The sequence below is a fragment of the Bacillus sp. G402 genome, assembly GCF_051172515.1.
Taxonomy (GTDB): Bacteria; Bacillota; Bacilli; order Bacillales; family Bacillaceae; genus Bacillus; species Bacillus altitudinis.
This window is the reverse complement of the sequence record NZ_JBPIZC010000002.1, coordinates 626035-643943: the sequence shown is the minus strand read 5'-3', so window position 1 is coordinate 643943 and position 17909 is coordinate 626035. Positions and strand designations below refer to the sequence as shown.

Sequence of the window (17909 nt, the reverse complement as noted above, 5' to 3'; positions counted from 1 at the left end):
GCATTTTTTGAAGCGTAAAAGGAGGAATCTTGTATGAGATTCGACGAGGCTTATTCAGGAAAAGTGTTTATTGGAAGTCATCCAACATGGGAAGATGCGAAAGTCATTTTATACGGGATGCCGATGGATTGGACCGTCAGTTACCGTCCAGGCTCACGTTTTGGCCCGAACCGTATTCGTGAAGTATCCATTGGATTAGAGGAATACAGCCCTTATTTAGATCGTGAACTGCACGAGGTGCCATTCTTTGATGCTGGCGACATCCCGCTTCCATTTGGTAATGCACAGAAAAGCTTAGATTTAATTGAAGAGTATGTTGACAGCATTTTAGAAAAAGGGAAGTTTCCATTAGGAATGGGCGGCGAGCATCTTGTGTCTTGGCCGGTTTTCCGTGCGATGTATAAGAAATACCCTGATTTGGCCATCATCCATATGGACGCACATACAGATCTTCGTGAGGAATATGAGGGTGAGCCGCTTTCACATTCGACACCGATTCGTAAAGTGGCAGGACTTATTGGACCTGAAAATGTATACTCTTTCGGCATCCGTTCAGGGATGAAAGAAGAATTTGAATGGGCAAAAGAAGCAGGTATGCACATTTCTAAATTTGAAGTGCTGGAGCCATTGAAACAAGTATTACCAAAGCTGAAAGGCCGCCCAGTTTATGTGACAATTGACATTGATGTACTTGACCCGGCACATGCGCCTGGTACTGGAACGGTGGATGCTGGCGGTATTACGTCAAAAGAACTGCTGGCATCTATTCATGCTATTGCTGGTTCTGATGTGCATGTCGTCGGTGCAGACCTTGTGGAAGTAGCGCCTGTATACGATCATTCCGATCAAACAGCGAACACAGCAAGCAAACTTTTACGAGAAATGCTGCTTGGTTTTGTGAAATAACATCTTGATAGAGGAGCTTGTCATCTCATATGGACAAGCTCTTTTTTTTACATCGGTGACATGATAAAGGAGGCAGGTATGTTTTCTTCTGTATTGATGGTATTACTCGCTTTATGTGTGTTAGCGGCAGGCTTTCTTACGCTGAAAAGAGAGCTTGCAGCGAGTCCGCCGACGTTCACCTCGAAAAAAGAGGCAAAGGATGAGATGGTTCATCTGTTTCAGGATCGAGGCTTTTTCTATCTCACTGGCATCGCGCTGTTGATGCAGTTTGTTTATAAGCAAGGGCACCTTCTCCCATTTGATTTGTTTCAGGCATTTTTGGCAAGTTCAGGTATCCAAGCACTGTTTTATCTCATCAATCGAAAAAGCGCAGGGCTCAAGACTGGATTCGTGATAGGGGTGAGCTTCATTTTTCTTTTTTTCTAAAGAGACATGTGAAGATCAAAAATGGGGTTTCATCCACACGAAGAAGAGAAATGATGGGATGATAGGCAATCGGGATTATGGTATACTATTTTAGTTAAACGGGTCTTAGCAAAGGAAGTGCAAAATGACACAAAACCAAATTTCAATTCATGTAAAGTCAGTGATGAAACCAGAGACGGAACCGGCTGAAACGATCGAATTCCGAACAACTGGAACGTATCAAGAGAAGAATGACAAAACGTATCTCACTTACCATGAAGAACATGAAATGGGTCAAGTAAAAACTGTTGTCAAAATAAGTGAAAAAGAAATTTTTGTCATGAGATCAGGTGCGATTCAAATGAAGCAGCGCTTTCTCATTGGAGAAACGACCGTGACACATTACACGATGCCATTTGGCACACTTCAGCTCGATGTGCACACACATGGTATTGATCTTGATGTAGACAATGGGCTTCTACACATTACGTACGATATGCTGACAGGTGAAGATCAAAAGCATTTACATACATTATCGATTTCATATAAGGAGGATTTACGTTCATGAATATCGCAGAACAGGTCAAAGATGCGTTAAAAGAAGAAATCATTGCGGCAGTCGTCAAAGCAGGACTTGCTGATGAAAGCCAGGTGCCGGATGTTCTTTTGGAAGTGCCAAAAGACAAAACTCACGGTGATTATTCCACCAATATGGCGATGCAGCTTGCTCGCATTGCGAAAAAAGCACCTCGTCAAATCGCCGAGGACATTGTGAAAGCTTTTGACAAAGGCAAAGCTTCAATTGAAAAACTGGATATTGCAGGTCCAGGATTCATCAACTTTTATATGAACAATCAATACTTAACAAAACTGATTCCCGCAGTCCTTGAAGCAAAAGAGGCATATGGAGAAACAAATACAGGCAAAGGCCAAAAGGTTCAAGTTGAGTTCGTATCGGCAAACCCAACAGGGGATTTACACCTTGGACATGCCCGCGGCGCAGCTGTAGGAGATTCTCTTTGCAACATCCTTGATAAAGCAGGCTTCGACGTGAGCCGTGAATACTATATCAACGATGCAGGCAATCAGATCAATAACCTTGCTCTATCTGTAGAAGTACGTTACTTTGAGGCGCTCGGTCTTGAAAAAGAAATGCCAGAGGACGGTTACAGAGGAGAAGACATCAAAGGCATCGGGCAGAAACTTGCGGATGAATTTGGTGACCGTTTCGTGCATGAATCAGAAGAAGAGCGTATGAAATTCTTCCGTGAGTACGGTTTAAAATATGAACTAGAAAAACTACGTGTCGACCTAGAGAATTTCCGTGTCCCATTTGATGTGTGGTATTCTGAAACGTCTTTATATGAAAACGGAAAAATCGAACCAGCGCTAGAAACACTTCGCGCTAAAGGCTATGTCTTTGAAGAGGACGGCGCAACATGGTTACGTTCAACTGATTTTGGTGATGACAAGGACCGTGTCCTGATTAAAAAAGACGGCAGCTTCACGTACTTGCTTCCAGATATCGCATATCACAAGGACAAATTGGACAGAGGTTTTGACCAGCTCATCAACATTTGGGGAGCGGACCATCACGGCTACATTCCTCGAATGAAAGCGGCGATCCAAGCACTCGGATATCCAGCGGACAAACTGGAAGTCGAAATCATTCAGCTCGTTCACCTTTACAAAAACGGTGAAAAGATGAAAATGAGTAAACGTACAGGTAAAGCCGTCACAATGCGTGACTTGATTGAAGAAGTAGGCTTAGATGCTACTCGTTATTTCTTTGCGATGAGAAGTGCGGCGACACATATGGACTTTGACCTAGACTTAGCGATTTCTACGTCTAACGAAAACCCTGTGTACTATGCGCAATATGCACATGCGAGAATTTGCAGCATGCTCCGTCAAGGGGAAGAAAAAGGCTACGAGCCAAACCTTGAAAAAGCTGATTTCTCTCACATTCAGTCCGATAAAGAATACGATCTTCTGAAAATCATCGGCAGCTTCCCAGAAGTTGTAGCAGAAGCAGCAGAAAAACGTATTCCGCACCGCGTCACAAACTATATCTATGATCTAGCATCAGCCCTTCACAGCTTCTACAACGCCGAAAAGGTCATTGATGTTGAAAATGAAACAAAAACAACAGCACGCCTATCACTGATGAAGGCGACACAAATTACACTAGCCAACGCATTAAAACTCATTGGCGTATCTGCACCGGAAAAAATGTAATGCAAAAAGCCCCGCTCTATTTTATGAGCGGGGCTTCTTTATATAAAAAAACCCGCTATTCTCGAGAGATAGCGGGTTTTGAAAATTAACCAAGCGTATTAATAATGTTAGAAATAGAATCGAATAATTGACTAAGTACATCAGAGAACATGAGCGTATCCTCCTTTCAGAAAGCATGTAGTATGTGCGTGTCATTGGAATTACCCAAGTGTGTTAATGATGTTAGAAATAGAATCAAATAATTGGCTAAGTACATCAGAGAACATGTTTTTGCCTCCTCTCTTTTCTTTTTACATCTACTTAACGAAGGGGATGAAGGGTTGGATCACTTTTTCTAAAAAATTTTAAAAAAAGAATCGATGGCATAGAAAAAGCACCCACATATGAGGGTGCTTTTTAGGTTTTATTTATGCATGAACACGCCATTGAATTTGTCCGCCGTAGCAGGATAGCTCGGCACTCCCGCCAATCGGTAAGGTGAAGACTGGCTGTGTATGTCCTATGTCTACATCATAGATCACCGGGATGTGTTTGAGCATTGGATGTTTATCTAGAATGAACCTCAAATGTTCCTCTGTCATCTTGGATTTCTTTTGAAAACGTCCGATGATTAACCCTTTAATGGAGTCGGCATGCTGCAAGAGCGAGGCAAGGTCTCTGGCGAACATTTCAGGAAAGACCAAGTCATCATCCTCCACAAATAAGATGGCATCCTTGATGTGAGGCATAAAGGATGTCCCTTGCAATAGGTTCAGTGTACAAAGATTTCCGCCATACAAGGTGCCTTTAGCTGTTCCTTCCTGATAAATTCCCCATGTTGTCGGATGAAACTGCCTATTTGCTTGATCAAGGTACCACGCATCATCACTCCACTTTGTAGAAGGGGTAAAATCAAATGGCTCGCTGCTCATCACGCACGCTTGAAACATGGCTGTCTGCTCTTCTTGTCCCTGTTCCATTTGAAAACTGGAGAAATGAGGACCTGAGTACGTCACCATGTCACATTTGGCGGTAATGGCGTTTGCAAGTGCGGTAACATCACTGTAGCCGCAAAGAACTTTTGGGTGCTGACGAATCAAATCATAATCTATATAAGGCAAAAGCTCATTGCAGTTAAAGCCGCCGATTGCTGTCAAAATGCCATCGACTTCATCATCTGAGAATGCCTCATGTAGATCAGTTAAACGGTGTTCAATAGAAGAAGAGGAATGCAGATCACATTCAAACACGTGTTGTCCGAAAGAAATAGTAAATCCTAATGCCTCTAAACGTTTTTTGGCCTGAGCCATTCCTTCTTCTGATAAAATGCTGGCACTTCGGCTTGGGGCAATTACCCGAATGTGGCTTCCCTTTGTTAAAGCAGGTGGTGTACGCATAAGTCATTCGTCCCTTCCTTCACATATTTTCCATTATATCGGATCAAAACGCTGCAGTCTGTAAAAGCTAAAAGAAAGCAGCAAACCGTGCGTTTCAGACGAGCTGTGCAAAGGGTATGGAAGAGAAAAAGACAGAATGAGGGCGGAGAATGTGAAAAAGAGGAGACTGGAATTTCTATTTTTATATTTCATGATATTCGGGGCATATGTGGTGTTTTGGTGGCCAGTGCCGGCGTGGGGTTTTCAGCTTTACGCAGCTAGTTATATCGCCATCATTTTATTTAGTATTATTTCGCTTATGCTAGAGAACCGGACATCACAGCACACGCTGTTATGGATGTATGTACTGATCTTTTTCCCGATCATCGGCTATATGTTTTATTTGTTCTCGGGGCAGCTTTATGTCAAAGGACATTTGTTTAAATCAAAGAGAATGTATAACCGAGAAAAATTACGCAGAATATCAGAGCTTGAGAGTAAGCCGGATGAGACGCGTTTAACCGATAATCAGCGTGCTTTTTTTCATTACACAGAAAAAGCGACAGGGATGCATGTAAATACAAATAGTGATATGGAGATTTTAAAGAATGGAGAGGAAACCTTTCCACGTATTTTTGAAGAATTAAAAAAGGCAAAAACGTTCATCCATATAGAATATTACATGTTCAAATCTGATTTTCTCGGTCACCGGATGATGGAGATCTTGATTGAAAAAGTGAAAGAAGGAGTAGAGGTTCGATTCATCTATGATGCGGCTGGCAGCATTCGCTTCTCACGAAAAGATATTAAACGATTGAAGCAGGCGGGGATAAAGGTCGCTCCTTTTCTGCCATTAAAATACGGATTCTTTAATCAAAAGTTCAATTTCCGAAATCACCGAAAAATCGTGATTATTGATGGTGAAACAGGATTTGTTGGCGGGCTCAATGTCGGGAAGGAATATGTAGGACGCGATGAAAACATCGGCTTTTGGCGTGATACACATGCGATGTTAAAGGGTGAAGCCGTTCAGACACTTCACTCCATTTTTATGCTGGACTGGGAGTATGTATCAGATGAAGTGTTAATTGATGATCCGAAGTATCACACCCCGCATCCTGTGACAGGAGAAGATGTCATTCAGGTCGTGCCGACTGGACCTGATATGAAGGAAAGTATGAGTGATTTATATGACGCACTCATTTCGAATGCACAGCAATTTGTTTGGATTGCGACGCCTTATTTTGTCCCAAATGAATCCATTCGCACAGCGTTAAAAATTGCGGCGACAAGAGGGGTGGATGTGCGGGTGATGGTACCTGAGATTAATGATGGATTTCTCACGCAATACGCCACACGATCTTATTTTTCTGAGCTTTTGAAAGAGGGCATCAAGGTGTATCACTATCAAAAAGGGTTCATGCATCAAAAGGTCATGATTGCAGACGGAGAGCTTGCCTCTGTCGGAACGGCCAATGTTGATATGAGAAGCTTCCAACTCAATTTTGAGGTCAATGTCTTTACAGCGGCAAAGAAACCGATCGAGCAATTGATGGCTCATTATGAGGAAGATATGAAAGAATGTGAGCAAATGGGGCCGGTTCATTTTTATAAAAGGGGCTTAAAGGAACGTTTAAAGGAATCGTTTGCGCGATTGTTTTCAGGTGTATTATGAGGGTTTCCAGGGAAAGAAATCATTTCCTGATCTAGTATTTCTATGACGATTCCTCTATAATTGAAAATGATTATCAATTATAGAGGAAGTGAGGTTCTTTTACATATGCTAAAACGCTTTTTTGCCTATTACAGGCCCTATCGCGGTCTGTTCTTTTTAGATTTCTTTTGCGCTGTTGCCGTTGGACTCATGGAACTGGGCTTCCCGCTCATCGTGAATTACTTCATTGATACATTACTGCCGACAGGGAACTGGGCGGTCATTGCCTGGACCGCACTTGCGTTGTTTTTTATTTATGCGCTCAGTTCAGTGATGCAATTTATCGTGTCGTATTGGGGGCACATGCTTGGCATTAATATTGAGACAGATATGAGAAAAAAGCTGTTTGATCATTTTCAGCGTCTGTCCTTCAAATTTTTCGATAATAACAAAACAGGCAAACTCATGTCACGGATGACAAATGACCTCATGTATATTGGTGAGGTGGCGCATCACGGACCTGAGGATTTGTTTATTGCGATTATGACCATTCTTGGCGCCTTTGCCGTCATGCTCATGATTAACTGGCAGCTTGCCATTTTAACCTTCTTGATTATGCCAGTCATCATCTGGTTAGCCCTTCATTTTAATAAAAAAATGACACAGGCAATTACACAACTCAACAATGACATTGGAGATTTTCATGCAAGGGTTGAGAACAATATTGGCGGTATTCGTCTTGTTCAAGCCTTTGCAAATGAACATTTTGAGAAAAAGCGCTTTGCTGAAAACAACAACCGCTTTCGAAAAGCGAAACTTCTTTCCTATAAAATTATGTCGGTTAACGGATCAATCAGCTATATTCTCACAAGGCTTGTGACGTTGTTTGTCCTTCTGGCAGGTACATGGTTTGTCCTTCAAGGTCAATTAACGGCAGGCGGATTTATCGCCTTTGTCTTGATCACAAATGTGTTATTCAGACCAATTGATAAGATCAACACGGTGATTGAAATGTATCCAAAAGGCATTGCCGGTTTTAAAAGCTATGTCGATTTGCTTGAAACAGAGCCAGATGTGAAGGATACAGAAGGAGCACGTGATATTTACGGCTTGAAAGGTGAAATTGAGTATCGAAACGTGACATTTGGCTACGATGAGCACAGTCATGTATTGAAGGATATCAACTTGAAGATCAAACAAGGGGAAACTGTTGCGTTTGTCGGGCCATCAGGAGCGGGGAAATCGACCATTTGTAGTCTGCTGCCTCGTTTTTATGATGTGGACGAAGGAGACATCACCATAGATGGTGTGAGCACAAAATCGATGACCTTGTCCTCTTTAAGACAGCAGATTGGCATTGTGCAGCAGGATGTCTTTTTATTCTCAGGCACCATTCGTGAAAACATTGCGTACGGTAACCTAGAAGCGAGTGATGCAGACATTTGGGAGGCGGTGCGACGTGCCCATTTAGAGGAGCTCGTTCAGCGTTTCCCAGAAGGGTTGAATACGGTCATTGGTGAACGCGGTGTTAAGCTATCCGGCGGTCAAAAGCAACGTCTGTCAATTGCACGGATGTTTTTGAAAAACCCATCTATTCTTATTTTGGATGAAGCGACGTCAGCACTTGATACAGAAACAGAAAAAGCAATCCAAGACGCACTAAGCGAACTGGCAGTCGGCCGGACGACACTCGTCATTGCTCACCGCCTTGCGACAATTAAACATGCAGACCGAATCATCGTCGTGACAGAGGAAGGCACCCAAGAACAAGGCCGTCACCAAGATTTAATTCAAATGGGCGGTGTATACAGCAGACTGCACGAAGCGCAGTTTGGTCATTGAAGAGAAGTGATTGAATGAGTCCAGTTATTAAGCTGGGCTCTTTTTGATAGGATAAAATCTTCTTTTCCATTTAAATGGAATGTTGATATACTATAAGGCAATTGGATTCAAAAGGAGAGGATGGCTTGAGTGAAACGGCAAAAACAGTCATGATCAAAAGCATTCACTACGTGACGCTCGTTGGCTTATTTATCTTAATCATTCCCGCTGGACTCAATCCAGTCTTTTTTTATGTGGGAATGATTTTGTTTGGCATCAATACTGGAGTGAACGTCATAGATAGTTCTCTGAGCAGAAAAAAGATATTTGTGATGCTGGCCATCAGTTTTGCTGTCATATTGTTTGGGCTGTTTAAGCTCTTATATTAAATCTGAGCCCTTTTGAAAAAGGGCTTTTTTTGCTAGGATAGTAAAAACTCGTGTAGGAAGGATCTGATGGAATGAAGGGGCTTCGGCGTTTACAGAAGGGCGATAAAATAGGTATTTATTCTCCCTCAAGTCCAGCATCTTCCACCTCGCCTCTTAGGTATGAGCGGGCGAAGGAATGGCTTGAAAAAAAAGAATTCATTGTGGTACCAGGATCATTAACAGGGAAAGAGGATCACTATCGTTCGGGAACGATTCAAGAACGAGCAGCTGAGCTGAATGAGCTGATGGCGAGAGAAGATTTGTCCTGTATCATGTCGATGATTGGGGGGACGAACTCGAATAGTTTGCTGCCTTATCTTGATTTTGAGCTGCTGATAAAGCATCCGAAAATCATGATTGGTTATTCAGATGCGACGGCAATTCTTTTAGCGGCTTATGAAAAAACGGGCCTGCCTGTTTTTTACGGGCCTGCACTTGTGCCGTCTTTTGGAGAGTTTGAACCATTTGTCGATCATACATATCAATCTTTCGAGGATATTCTCATTCATCCGCAGCCCATCCCATATCAGGTGAAAAAACCGCCCTTCTGGACGGACGAACGGATCAACTGGGAAGAGAAAATAAGAGACAAAGAAAAACGTCCAAACGAGTGGATGTGCGTCATTGAAGGGCAGGCAGAAGGTAGACTGATCGGCGGGAACCTAAATGCCATGTATGGCATATGGGGAAGTGAATTCATGCCTCAAATCCAAAAAGGCGATATCCTTCTCATTGAAGATTGTATGAAAACCGCCTCCACCGTCGAAAAGAACTTCTCTCTGTTAAAGATAAATGGTGTGTTTGAACGGGTATCTGGTATCCTCTTAGGGAAACATGAGCTGTTTGATGATGAAGGGACGGGCAAAAGGCCGCACGATCTCTTACTTGAAGTACTGGGAGATACAAAGAGGCCGCTCATTGCAGAATTTGACAGTGCCCATACGCATCCGATGCTCACGATGCCAATCGGTACACAAGTAAAAATGAATGCAACGTCAGGAGAGGTTTGGCTGACAGAAGCGTGGATATAGAAAAAAGAGCAGCCCTAATGCTGCTCTTCTTTACGAAGCATGTTCTTTTTCAAATGGCTGTAGAAGGTCTTGTGCCTCTTTTCCTTCTACCACGATTAAATAGTCTGATTCTAAATGAGTGAGCCTAAAGGTTTCTAGCTCTACGATGTTCTTAATGTTGCACATTGTTTTTTTAGAATATACATATAAACGATGCTGAGCGTGCTGGCACTTTTCGTATAGAGAAATAAGCTTATGTAAATTCAATGCTTTCGCAGCAATTCGGATTGAATAGATTTGTGACATCTTCATATCCTCCTGTTAAATACTTTCTCACAATAGCTTTGTTACCCCCGTTGTGATAGAGGTAAACCTTTCTCTACGATTTCCACTCAATGGTGCCTCCGCCCGTCCGCCGATTGCCTCTGATCGCTGACAGCTCCTCAACAAGACGGAGCAAAGCCTGATCCTTTTTCTTTGCCTCAATCATAAAATCCACATCACGACCATACGGCTTTAAAGCTTGAAAAAGTGGCAATACAAAGGACATCTCCACTCCATCCGCATGGCTTCGTATCGCCTTTTCTGATTTTGGTGAGGATAAGTGAATTTTAGGCGGTATGCCAGTGTTTGCCCACGTGTCAAACACTCTTGGCAGAATGTCATCAAGTGCCGCATCATCATCTTTGTTTGCCATGTGATGGTGGTAATCAAATACAAACGGGATGCCATGCTTTTCACAAACATTAAGCGTTTCTAATGACGTATAGGTTTTGTCATCATTTTCAAGCGTCATTCTCGCTTTGATATGTGCAGGCAGCTGCTTTATATTGTCATCAAAACGCTGTAAAGCGGATGCTTTGTCGCCATATGCACCTCCGACATGAATGTTCATATAGCCTTCCTTTTCAAGCTTCATGGCCTCAAGCATTTCATAATGATAGGTCATATCAATGACGGCGTTTTCTGTAATAGATGGCTTTGGACTTGTGAACAAAGTAAATTGATTGGGGTGAAAGCTCACTCGTAATCCGTGCCGCTTTACGAGTTGACCAATCTCTAGAAATTCTTTGCGAAAGGGTGTCACAAAGTCCCACCGCACCTCAGGATGGGTGGCGAGCGGGACAATCGAGCTTGAAAAACGGTAAAGCGGAATATCATGGGCAATCGCAAAATAAAGTGTTCTTAATGTATTGACGAGGTTGGCTTTCGTCGTTCGCAATAGAGCCTCTGTCCTCTCTTTCTTTGAGAGTTTACTGTATCTTGCAAAGGTCAGCGACTTGGCAGGTGAAGCTTCCCATAAAGTGACGGCGTTGGATACATAACCAAATCGATAACGCATAGGTCAACTCCTTTATAAAAAATACGAGAACAGGGCGCCTATCCACTCAATTGGACGCGTGAGAAGTGGGCGCTGTTTGTATTTTTCTTCAGTCATCAGTTCTGACACTTCCATGTGTTCACGAATCTTTTCCTCTACATGTGAGGTGAAGGCGGGATCATCAATGGCCACATCCACTTCTTCGTTGAAAAACAAACTTCGTTTATCAAAGTTCGCCGTACTGATCATACAACGGCTATGATCGATGAGAATGGCTTTCGCATGATAAAACCCTTTATAAAAACGATACACAAGACATCCAGCAGCGATCAGATCCTTCAAATAATGAAATCCAGCTTCTTTCACAAGCGGGTGATCCGCCTTCATTGGGATGATGATGTCGACAGTCACGCCTCGCTTCCGTGCGTCAAGAAGGGCGCTTAGAAGAGGAGCAGATGGAATAAAATAGGGCGTGCAGATGGTGATTTGCTTTTTCGCCTGTTGAATATCGTGAAGAAATAAGGCTTCTAAAGAAAAACCTGCCGTCGCACGTGTTGTGCACTGTAATGTTCCCGGTTCCAGTGTAGGAAAAACCTCGTATTGCAGCTGTTGAATACCAGATGAGCGGTACAAATCATTCAGAAACACATGCTGGAGGTCTGCGACAACCTGTCCTGTCATGCGCAGGTGATAGTCCTTCCAAATGCCAAACCTACCGTTTTTCCCTACATATTCATCGCCGATATTAAACCCGCCAATGTAGCCGATCTTCCCATCGATGACCGTGATCTTCCGGTGATTTCTCATGTTCAAACGATAAATGAAAAAAGGAAAACGTGGTTTATTTAAAAAGTAAAATTGAATGCCGCTTTTTTCTAGCATCTGAATGGATGTTTGATCAAATGAATAGGAGCCTAACCGATCAGTGAGCAAAAAAACCGAAACACCTTGCTCTGCTTTCGCTTTAAGTGCTTGCAGAATCCTTTGCCCAATCTTGTCGTTCTTTACAATAAAGAACATCATATGAATAGAAGAAGAGGCTTGCTGTATATCCGTAAGAAGCTGATCAAACAGTGGTTCGCCATCATGATAAAAGGCTGCATCGCCGCTTGTTTGGTCAAAAGACCGTTCAAAAGCATGGGTAGAAAAATATTTTCTCCCTATATAAAGATCTAGCCTGACGAGTAGAACAATGACGAAGACGACGAGTAAAATGATCCATGCGATCATGAAGGTTCCTCCTTTTTTACATATGACGATAGTGTACCCAAATGGGCAAAAAATATTGACTGAATACTCATTCATTATTTATGATAGAGGTACAACATGGAAACGGAACAAAGTGGGTCTTGGGGAATGAAAGGGGGAGCAAGATGAATAGCCTTTTAATTGTTAACTTGATTGCATTTGCGGCAGTGACCGCTTACGCTGTGTATTTGTTTATTTATCTCATTCGAACACGAGCGGCGTATATTCGTCTTGGCAAAAAAGAAGAATTTCAAAAAGACATGAAAAAACGCTTAGAACGTGTTTGGGTGAATGTGTTTGGGCAAAAGAAACTGCTGAAGGACAAGAAGAGCGGCATCATTCATGTGCTGTTTTTCTATGGATTTATTTTAGTGCAGTTCGGAGCCCTTGATTTTATTATGAAGGGACTTGTTCCAGACAGCGGGCTACCATTAGGTCCGCTTTACGGTGTCTTTACGTTCTTCCAAGAGGTAGTCACACTTCTCATTTTAGTGGCGGTGGTTTGGGCGTTCCATAGAAGATATGTCGAGAAGTTAGTCCGTTTAAAAAGGGGCTTTAAATCAGGGCTTGTCCTTTTGTTTATTGGCGGATTGATGCTGACCGTATTACTGGGAAACGGAATGAACATCATTTGGCATGGGCACTCACTATCAGCAACTGAGCCAATGGCTTCCGGCATTGCTTTCTTGCTGGGCTGGCTTTCACCACTTGCAGCAACAATTGTGTTCTATGTCGCATGGTGGGTGCATCTTCTTATTTTACTGACGTTCTTAGTGTACGTCCCGCAGTCTAAGCACGCCCATCTCATCGCTGGCCCGGTCAACGTATTTGTCAGCAGATTGGACCCGCCAGGCAAACTGCAAAAAATTGATTTTGAAGATGAGACACAAGAAACGTTCGGCGTTGGGAAAATTGAAGATTTCCGTCAATCTCAGCTGATCGATCTTTACGCTTGTGTGGAGTGCGGGCGCTGTACGAATATGTGCCCGGCGACAGGGACGGGGAAAATGCTGTCTCCAATGGATTTGATTTTACGATTAAGAGATCATTTAACAAATAAAGGGGCTGCCATTACTTCAAAGACACCGTGGGTTCCGCAGCTTGCTTTCAAGCAGACGACAGGAAATCAGCTGGCGATGCAGGCAAGAGGAGCTGGAGCGGAAGAATCTGCGGCGAGCGCAATGTATCATCCTTCTCTCATTGGTGAGGTCATTACAGAAGAAGAAATCTGGGCATGCACGACATGCCGAAACTGTGAAGATCAGTGTCCTGTCATGAACGAACACGTCGACAAAATCATTGATATGCGCAGATACTTAGTGCTGACAGAAGGAAAAATGGATGCAGATGCACAGCGTGCGATGACAAGCATCGAGCGACAAGGGAACCCATGGGGATTGAACCGAAAAGAAAGAGAAAACTGGCGTGAACTAAGAGAAGATGTGCACGTACCGACGGTGAAAGAGCTGAAAAAAGCAGATCAGACCTTCGACTATTTATTCTGGGTTGGATCGATGGGTGCATATGACAATAGAAGCCAAAAGATTGCTCTTGCCTTCGCAAAACTGCTCAATGAAGCAGGGGTTTCTTTTGCCATCCTAGGCAATAAAGAGAAAAACTCAGGCGATACACCGAGAAGACTTGGGAATGAATTTTTGTTCCAAGAACTTGCTGCAAAGAACATCGAAGAATTTCAAAAAAATGACGTAACCAAAATCGTCACGATCGATCCGCATGCTTACAATTTATTTAAAAATGAATACCCAGACTTTGGGCTCGAGGCAGAGGTGTACCATCATACAGAATTACTGGCAGAGCTAGTAAAAGAGGGGAAATTAACGCCTATTCATGAAGTGAACGAAGTCATTACTTTCCACGATTCTTGCTATCTAGGCAGATATAACGAGGTCTATGATCCGCCAAGAGATATATTAAAATCCATTCCGGGTGTGACACTGAAAGAAATGGAACGGAATCGTGAATCCGGGATGTGCTGCGGTGCCGGCGGCGGTTTAATGTGGATGGAAGAAGAGACAGGTACTCGGATTAACACAGCGAGAACGGAGCAGGCCTTACAGGTACAGCCGTCCATCATCAGCTCAGGATGCCCATATTGTTTAACCATGCTTGGGGATGGGACGAAAGCGAAGGAAGTAGAAGAGCAGGTCGGCACATTTGATGTCGCAGAACTTCTTGAAAAATCAGTGTTTGGCGAAACGAGAACGCAGGCTTCATAAAGGTGTCAGGCCGATGGATCGACTGTTCATCGGCCAGTGGACACCGATATTTTATGAACTGTCTAGCATTTATGTAAGCGGTAACAAAAAGGAGGGGAAAGAAATGAGCACGACGGTCATTGTATCTGGAGCGAGAACACCATTTGGAAAACTAGGTGGAACTTTAAGTCGTTTGACTGCTGCAGAATTAGGCGGGATGACGATAAAAGCTGCGCTGGAAAGAGCCTCAAATGTCCATGAAGTGGATGAAGTCATCATGGGCAGTGTCCTTCAAGGAGGACAAGGTCAAATTCCTTCAAGACAGGCAGCTAGACATGCAGATCTTCCTTGGTCGGTTCCGACGCAAACCATCAACAAAGTCTGTGCTTCAGGAATGCGCAGTGTCACGACAGCCGATCAAATCATTCGAGCGGGAGATGCCAATGTGATCGTGGCAGGTGGCATGGAATCCATGTCTCATGCTCCTTATCTTCTGAAAAAAGCACGATGGGGTTACAAAATGGGAGATGGTGCTGTACAAGATGCCATGATTTTAGATGGATTAACCTGTTCGTTTACAGGTGTTCATATGGGTGAGTATGGAAGCATGGCGGCGAAAGAGCTTGACATTACACGAGAAGAACAAGACCTTTGGGCGTTAAGAAGTCATGAACGAGCCATTGAGGCGCAAAAAAGCGGCTTTTTTAAAAATGAGATCATCCCCGTTACCGTCAAGAATAAAAAAGGTGATCAGCTGATTTCAGAAGATGAAGCCCCGCGGCGTGATACGTCATATGAACGTTTGTCAAAACTGATGCCCGTTTTCGATCAGGCAGGTACGATTACCGCTGGCAATGCACCGGGTGTCAATGATGGTGCAAGTGCGCTTCTATTAATGAAAGACACATACGCCATGCAGCAAGGTGAAAAACCTCTGGCAGTTGTGCTTGGGCATGCGCAAGTAGCAGTAGAGGCAAAGGACTTTCCGAAAACACCAGCCTATGCCATCGAAAAAGTGTTAAAGAAAACAGGGAAGCGAGTAGAGGATATTGATTTGTTTGAAATCAATGAGGCTTTTTCAGCGGTTGCATTGGCATGCGAAAAAATGCTTGGACTGGATCGGCGGAAAATGAATGTGAACGGAGGGGCAGTCGCGATTGGTCACCCGATTGGAGCAAGCGGAACACGTATTATATTGACCTTGATCCATGCACTCAGACAAAGAGGCGGCGGGATCGGCATTGCGGCGATTTGCAGCGGCGGGGGTCAAGGTGATGCGATCATGATCAAGGTGGATTAAAAGGGAGGCGTTCATTGTCATGAGTATAGAAGAGACCGTCATGGTCGTTGGGGCTGGTCAAATGGGCTCGGGTATTGCCCAAGTATTTGCACAGTCAGGTTATACCGTCCTGCTCCATGATACGGAAGAGGAGCAGATTCATCGAGCCATTTCCTCTATGACCAAACAACTGACGAAACGAGCAGAAAAAGGAAAGCTGGCACATCAGGCAGTCCGTGATATTACACAGCGACTGGCTGTTTCAACAGATTTAAAGGATGTACAGCAGACGCATTTAGTGATTGAAGCCGCATCTGAACAAATGAAGATCAAAAAACAAATCTTTGAAACCCTCGATCAATTTGCACCTGATGACACGATATTTGCGACAAATACGTCTTCCTTGTCGATCACAGAATTAGCAGCCGTGACGAAACGGCCTGAGAAAGTGATTGGCATGCATTTTATGAATCCAGTTCCCGTGATGAAACTTGTGGAAGTAATCCGTGCGCTACAAACGGATGATGCCACGTACCAATTTGTTTTTGACACCGCAAAGACATTAGACAAAACCCCAATTGAAGTGGAAGACTTCCCTGGGTTTGTGTCAAATCGCATTTTGATGCCGATGATCAATGAAGCCATTTATACCCTTTATGAAGGCGTGGCAGATGTAGAAAGTATTGACGGCATCATGACGCTTGGAATGAACCATCCAATGGGCCCTCTTCGTCTCGCCGACCTCATCGGGCTCGATACTTGTTTATTTATTATGAATACCCTTCACGAGGGTCTTGGAGATAGCAAATATCGACCTTGTCCTCTTTTGAAAAAATACGTGAACGCAGGCTGGCTGGGCAAAAAGACAAAGAGAGGTTTTTACACTTACCACGACCACTCATAGGGGGAGTCAAGATGGATGTGTTGCTGACAGAAAAACAACGTCTTTGGAGAAAACGAGTAGCAGAATTTGCACGCCAGCATGTATTCCCTGAAATAGAAGCGATGGAACAGGGCGTGTTCCCGAAAACGCTTTTAGCTGAAATGGGTCGGCAAGGCTTTTTAGGCATTCCAATCCCAGATAAGTATCATGGATTAGGGGCAGATTTCACAACCTATATCTTGGCGATTCATGAATTATCCAAAGTAAGTGCAACCATCGGTGTCATTGTATCCGTTCATACATCTGTTGTGACGATGCCGATTTTGGCGTTTGGAACGACTGAACAAAAAGAATCCTACGTTCCCAAGCTTGCGTCCGGGCAGAAGCTGGGCGCCTTTTGTCTAACTGAACCGAAGGCAGGATCAGATGCCTCTAGTATTCAGTTGAAAGCAGAGCGCTCAGACGATCACTATGTGTTAAATGGAACGAAAATTTTTATCACAAGCGGCGGTGAAGCGGAAGTCTATCTTGTATTTGCCGTGACAGACCCTACTTCTGCTAAGAAAAATATATCAGCGTTTATTGTGGAGAAAGGGACACCAGGATTTACGATCGGAAAAGATGAGAAGAAGATGGGCCTGCATGGATCAAAAACAGTCACACTTCATTTTGACGGTGTTCGAATTCCAAAAAAACAGCTGCTCGGTGCAGAAGGAGAAGGCTTTAGGATTGCCATGTCTAGCTTAAATGCGGGGAGAATTGGCATTGCGGCTCAAAGCCTTGGTATTGCAGAAGCCGCTTTAGCTGAGGCGGTCACGTATTTAAAGCAGCATCCAGCTGGCCTTGAAACGACCATTCGGTTGGGCGATCTGGGCACCAAGCTGGAAGCGGCAAAACTTCTTGTCTATCAAGCCGCCTCTTATAAAGAAGCCAATCGCCCTGTCACGAAGGAAGCGTCGATGGCGAAGTTATTTGCATCTAAAACAGCGGTTGATATTAGTACAGAAGTCATCCATTTGCTTGGTCTAGCCGGTTACACGAAGCAATACCGAGCAGAGCGGTACTTTCGTGATGCGAAAATTTGTGAGATTTATGAAGGAACAAGTGAAATACAAAGGCTGGTTATTTGTAAACAGCTAATATGA

16 protein-coding genes are annotated in these 17909 nt (G+C 43.6%); 12 read left to right on the top strand and 4 right to left on the bottom strand.

Translation table 11 applies throughout. The annotated features are described in order from the left end of the window. Positions 1 to 33 precede the first annotated feature (33 nt). The 4 genes from speB (at position 34) to argS (ending at position 3549) form a co-directional block, all read left to right on the top strand. The gene (gene speB / locus ACSBQP_RS11880) at positions 34 to 906 is read left to right on the top strand and encodes an agmatinase (RefSeq protein WP_017360073.1); all 873 of its coding nucleotides are present in this window, start codon (positions 34 to 36) and stop codon (positions 904 to 906) included. Between the two features lie 78 nt (positions 907 to 984). Continuing rightward, positions 985 to 1332 (top strand): hypothetical protein, encoded by a 348-nt coding sequence (locus ACSBQP_RS11875; RefSeq protein WP_435028439.1) that lies wholly within the window; start codon positions 985 to 987, stop codon positions 1330 to 1332. Between the two features lie 124 nt (positions 1333 to 1456). Beyond that, positions 1457 to 1879: a DUF1934 domain-containing protein gene (locus ACSBQP_RS11870; protein ID WP_007497707.1), complete on the top strand. Its 423-nt coding sequence runs from the start codon at positions 1457 to 1459 to the stop codon at positions 1877 to 1879. Beyond that, entirely contained in the window at positions 1876 to 3549 is a 1674-nt protein-coding gene (gene argS / locus ACSBQP_RS11865) for an arginine--tRNA ligase (RefSeq protein ID WP_048001121.1), read from the top strand. The genes ACSBQP_RS11870 and argS overlap by 4 nt, the downstream gene beginning before the upstream one ends. Before the next feature lie 407 nt (positions 3550 to 3956). On the opposite strand, the gene ACSBQP_RS11860 is transcribed toward argS, so the two are convergent. Further along, a complete protein-coding gene (locus ACSBQP_RS11860) occupies positions 3957 to 4925 on the bottom strand; it encodes a S66 family peptidase (RefSeq protein WP_435028438.1) in 969 nt (322 codons plus the stop codon). Between the two features lie 151 nt (positions 4926 to 5076). Between ACSBQP_RS11860 and cls (ACSBQP_RS11855) the strand changes: the two genes are divergently transcribed. From cls (ACSBQP_RS11855) to ACSBQP_RS11840, 4 genes are all read left to right on the top strand, one after another. Beyond that, the gene (gene cls, locus ACSBQP_RS11855) at positions 5077 to 6579 is read left to right on the top strand and encodes a cardiolipin synthase (RefSeq protein ID WP_065461600.1); all 1503 of its coding nucleotides are present in this window, start codon (positions 5077 to 5079) and stop codon (positions 6577 to 6579) included. A gap of 105 nt (positions 6580 to 6684) precedes the next feature. Further along, entirely contained in the window at positions 6685 to 8400 is a 1716-nt protein-coding gene (locus tag ACSBQP_RS11850) for an ABC transporter ATP-binding protein (RefSeq protein WP_081114226.1), read from the top strand. A 125-nt stretch (positions 8401 to 8525) separates the two neighbouring features. Next, complete coding sequence (locus ACSBQP_RS11845; protein WP_017360066.1) at positions 8526 to 8768, top strand: hypothetical protein; 243 nt, start codon at positions 8526 to 8528, stop codon at positions 8766 to 8768. A gap of 71 nt (positions 8769 to 8839) precedes the next feature. Beyond that, positions 8840 to 9838 (top strand): S66 family peptidase, encoded by a 999-nt coding sequence (locus tag ACSBQP_RS11840; RefSeq protein ID WP_048002975.1) that lies wholly within the window; start codon positions 8840 to 8842, stop codon positions 9836 to 9838. Positions 9839 to 9868: 30 nt separating this feature from the next. On the opposite strand, the gene ACSBQP_RS11835 is transcribed toward ACSBQP_RS11840, so the two are convergent. The 3 genes from ACSBQP_RS11835 to cls (ACSBQP_RS11825) form a co-directional block, all read right to left on the bottom strand. Further along, on the bottom strand, positions 9869 to 10123 hold the full coding sequence (locus tag ACSBQP_RS11835; RefSeq protein WP_017360064.1) for a hypothetical protein: 255 nt from the start codon (positions 10121 to 10123) through the stop codon (positions 9869 to 9871). Between the two features lie 73 nt (positions 10124 to 10196). Beyond that, positions 10197 to 11159, bottom strand: a complete 963-nt coding sequence (gene uvsE / locus ACSBQP_RS11830) for a UV DNA damage repair endonuclease UvsE (RefSeq protein ID WP_269379705.1) — start codon at positions 11157 to 11159, stop codon at positions 10197 to 10199. 12 nt (positions 11160 to 11171) lie between these two features. Continuing rightward, positions 11172 to 12368: a cardiolipin synthase gene (gene cls / locus ACSBQP_RS11825; protein ID WP_206114070.1), complete on the bottom strand. Its 1197-nt coding sequence runs from the start codon at positions 12366 to 12368 to the stop codon at positions 11172 to 11174. A 143-nt stretch (positions 12369 to 12511) separates the two neighbouring features. On the opposite strand from cls (ACSBQP_RS11825), the gene ACSBQP_RS11820 reads away from it, so the two are divergent. The 4 genes from ACSBQP_RS11820 to ACSBQP_RS11805 all read left to right on the top strand — a co-directional run bounded on the left by ACSBQP_RS11820 (position 12512) and on the right by ACSBQP_RS11805 (position 17909). Beyond that, a complete protein-coding gene (locus ACSBQP_RS11820; protein ID WP_435028437.1) occupies positions 12512 to 14623 on the top strand; it encodes a (Fe-S)-binding protein in 2112 nt (703 codons plus the stop codon). Positions 14624 to 14726: 103 nt separating this feature from the next. Further along, entirely contained in the window at positions 14727 to 15902 is a 1176-nt protein-coding gene (locus tag ACSBQP_RS11815; protein WP_243824634.1) for an acetyl-CoA C-acetyltransferase, read from the top strand. A gap of 19 nt (positions 15903 to 15921) precedes the next feature. Then, the gene (locus tag ACSBQP_RS11810) at positions 15922 to 16785 is read left to right on the top strand and encodes a 3-hydroxybutyryl-CoA dehydrogenase (RefSeq protein WP_007497692.1); all 864 of its coding nucleotides are present in this window, start codon (positions 15922 to 15924) and stop codon (positions 16783 to 16785) included. An 11-nt stretch (positions 16786 to 16796) separates the two neighbouring features. Further along, positions 16797 to 17909 carry an acyl-CoA dehydrogenase family protein gene (locus tag ACSBQP_RS11805; protein ID WP_165379186.1) on the top strand — a complete coding sequence of 371 codons (1113 nt, stop codon included), beginning with the start codon at positions 16797 to 16799 and terminating at the stop codon, positions 17907 to 17909.

Excerpts from the sequence above, each read along its gene's own strand:
- speB (WP_017360073.1), top strand. The coding sequence starts at position 34 with ATGAGATTCGACGAGGCTTATTCAGGAAAAGTGTTTATTGGAAGTCAT.
- ACSBQP_RS11875 (WP_435028439.1), top strand. The coding sequence starts at position 985 with ATGTTTTCTTCTGTATTGATGGTATTACTCGCTTTATGTGTGTTAGCG.
- ACSBQP_RS11870 (WP_007497707.1), top strand. The coding sequence starts at position 1,457 with ATGACACAAAACCAAATTTCAATTCATGTAAAGTCAGTGATGAAACCA.
- argS (WP_048001121.1), top strand. The coding sequence starts at position 1,876 with ATGAATATCGCAGAACAGGTCAAAGATGCGTTAAAAGAAGAAATCATT.
- ACSBQP_RS11860 (WP_435028438.1), bottom strand. The coding sequence starts at position 4,925 with ATGCGTACACCACCTGCTTTAACAAAGGGAAGCCACATTCGGGTAATT.
- ACSBQP_RS11850 (WP_081114226.1), top strand. The coding sequence starts at position 6,685 with ATGCTAAAACGCTTTTTTGCCTATTACAGGCCCTATCGCGGTCTGTTC.
- ACSBQP_RS11840 (WP_048002975.1), top strand. The coding sequence starts at position 8,840 with ATGAAGGGGCTTCGGCGTTTACAGAAGGGCGATAAAATAGGTATTTAT.
- ACSBQP_RS11835 (WP_017360064.1), bottom strand. The coding sequence starts at position 10,123 with ATGTCACAAATCTATTCAATCCGAATTGCTGCGAAAGCATTGAATTTA.
- uvsE (WP_269379705.1), bottom strand. The coding sequence starts at position 11,159 with ATGCGTTATCGATTTGGTTATGTATCCAACGCCGTCACTTTATGGGAA.
- cls (WP_206114070.1), bottom strand. The coding sequence starts at position 12,368 with ATGATCGCATGGATCATTTTACTCGTCGTCTTCGTCATTGTTCTACTC.
- ACSBQP_RS11820 (WP_435028437.1), top strand. The coding sequence starts at position 12,512 with ATGAATAGCCTTTTAATTGTTAACTTGATTGCATTTGCGGCAGTGACC.
- ACSBQP_RS11815 (WP_243824634.1), top strand. The coding sequence starts at position 14,727 with ATGAGCACGACGGTCATTGTATCTGGAGCGAGAACACCATTTGGAAAA.
- ACSBQP_RS11810 (WP_007497692.1), top strand. The coding sequence starts at position 15,922 with ATGAGTATAGAAGAGACCGTCATGGTCGTTGGGGCTGGTCAAATGGGC.
- ACSBQP_RS11805 (WP_165379186.1), top strand. The coding sequence starts at position 16,797 with ATGGATGTGTTGCTGACAGAAAAACAACGTCTTTGGAGAAAACGAGTA.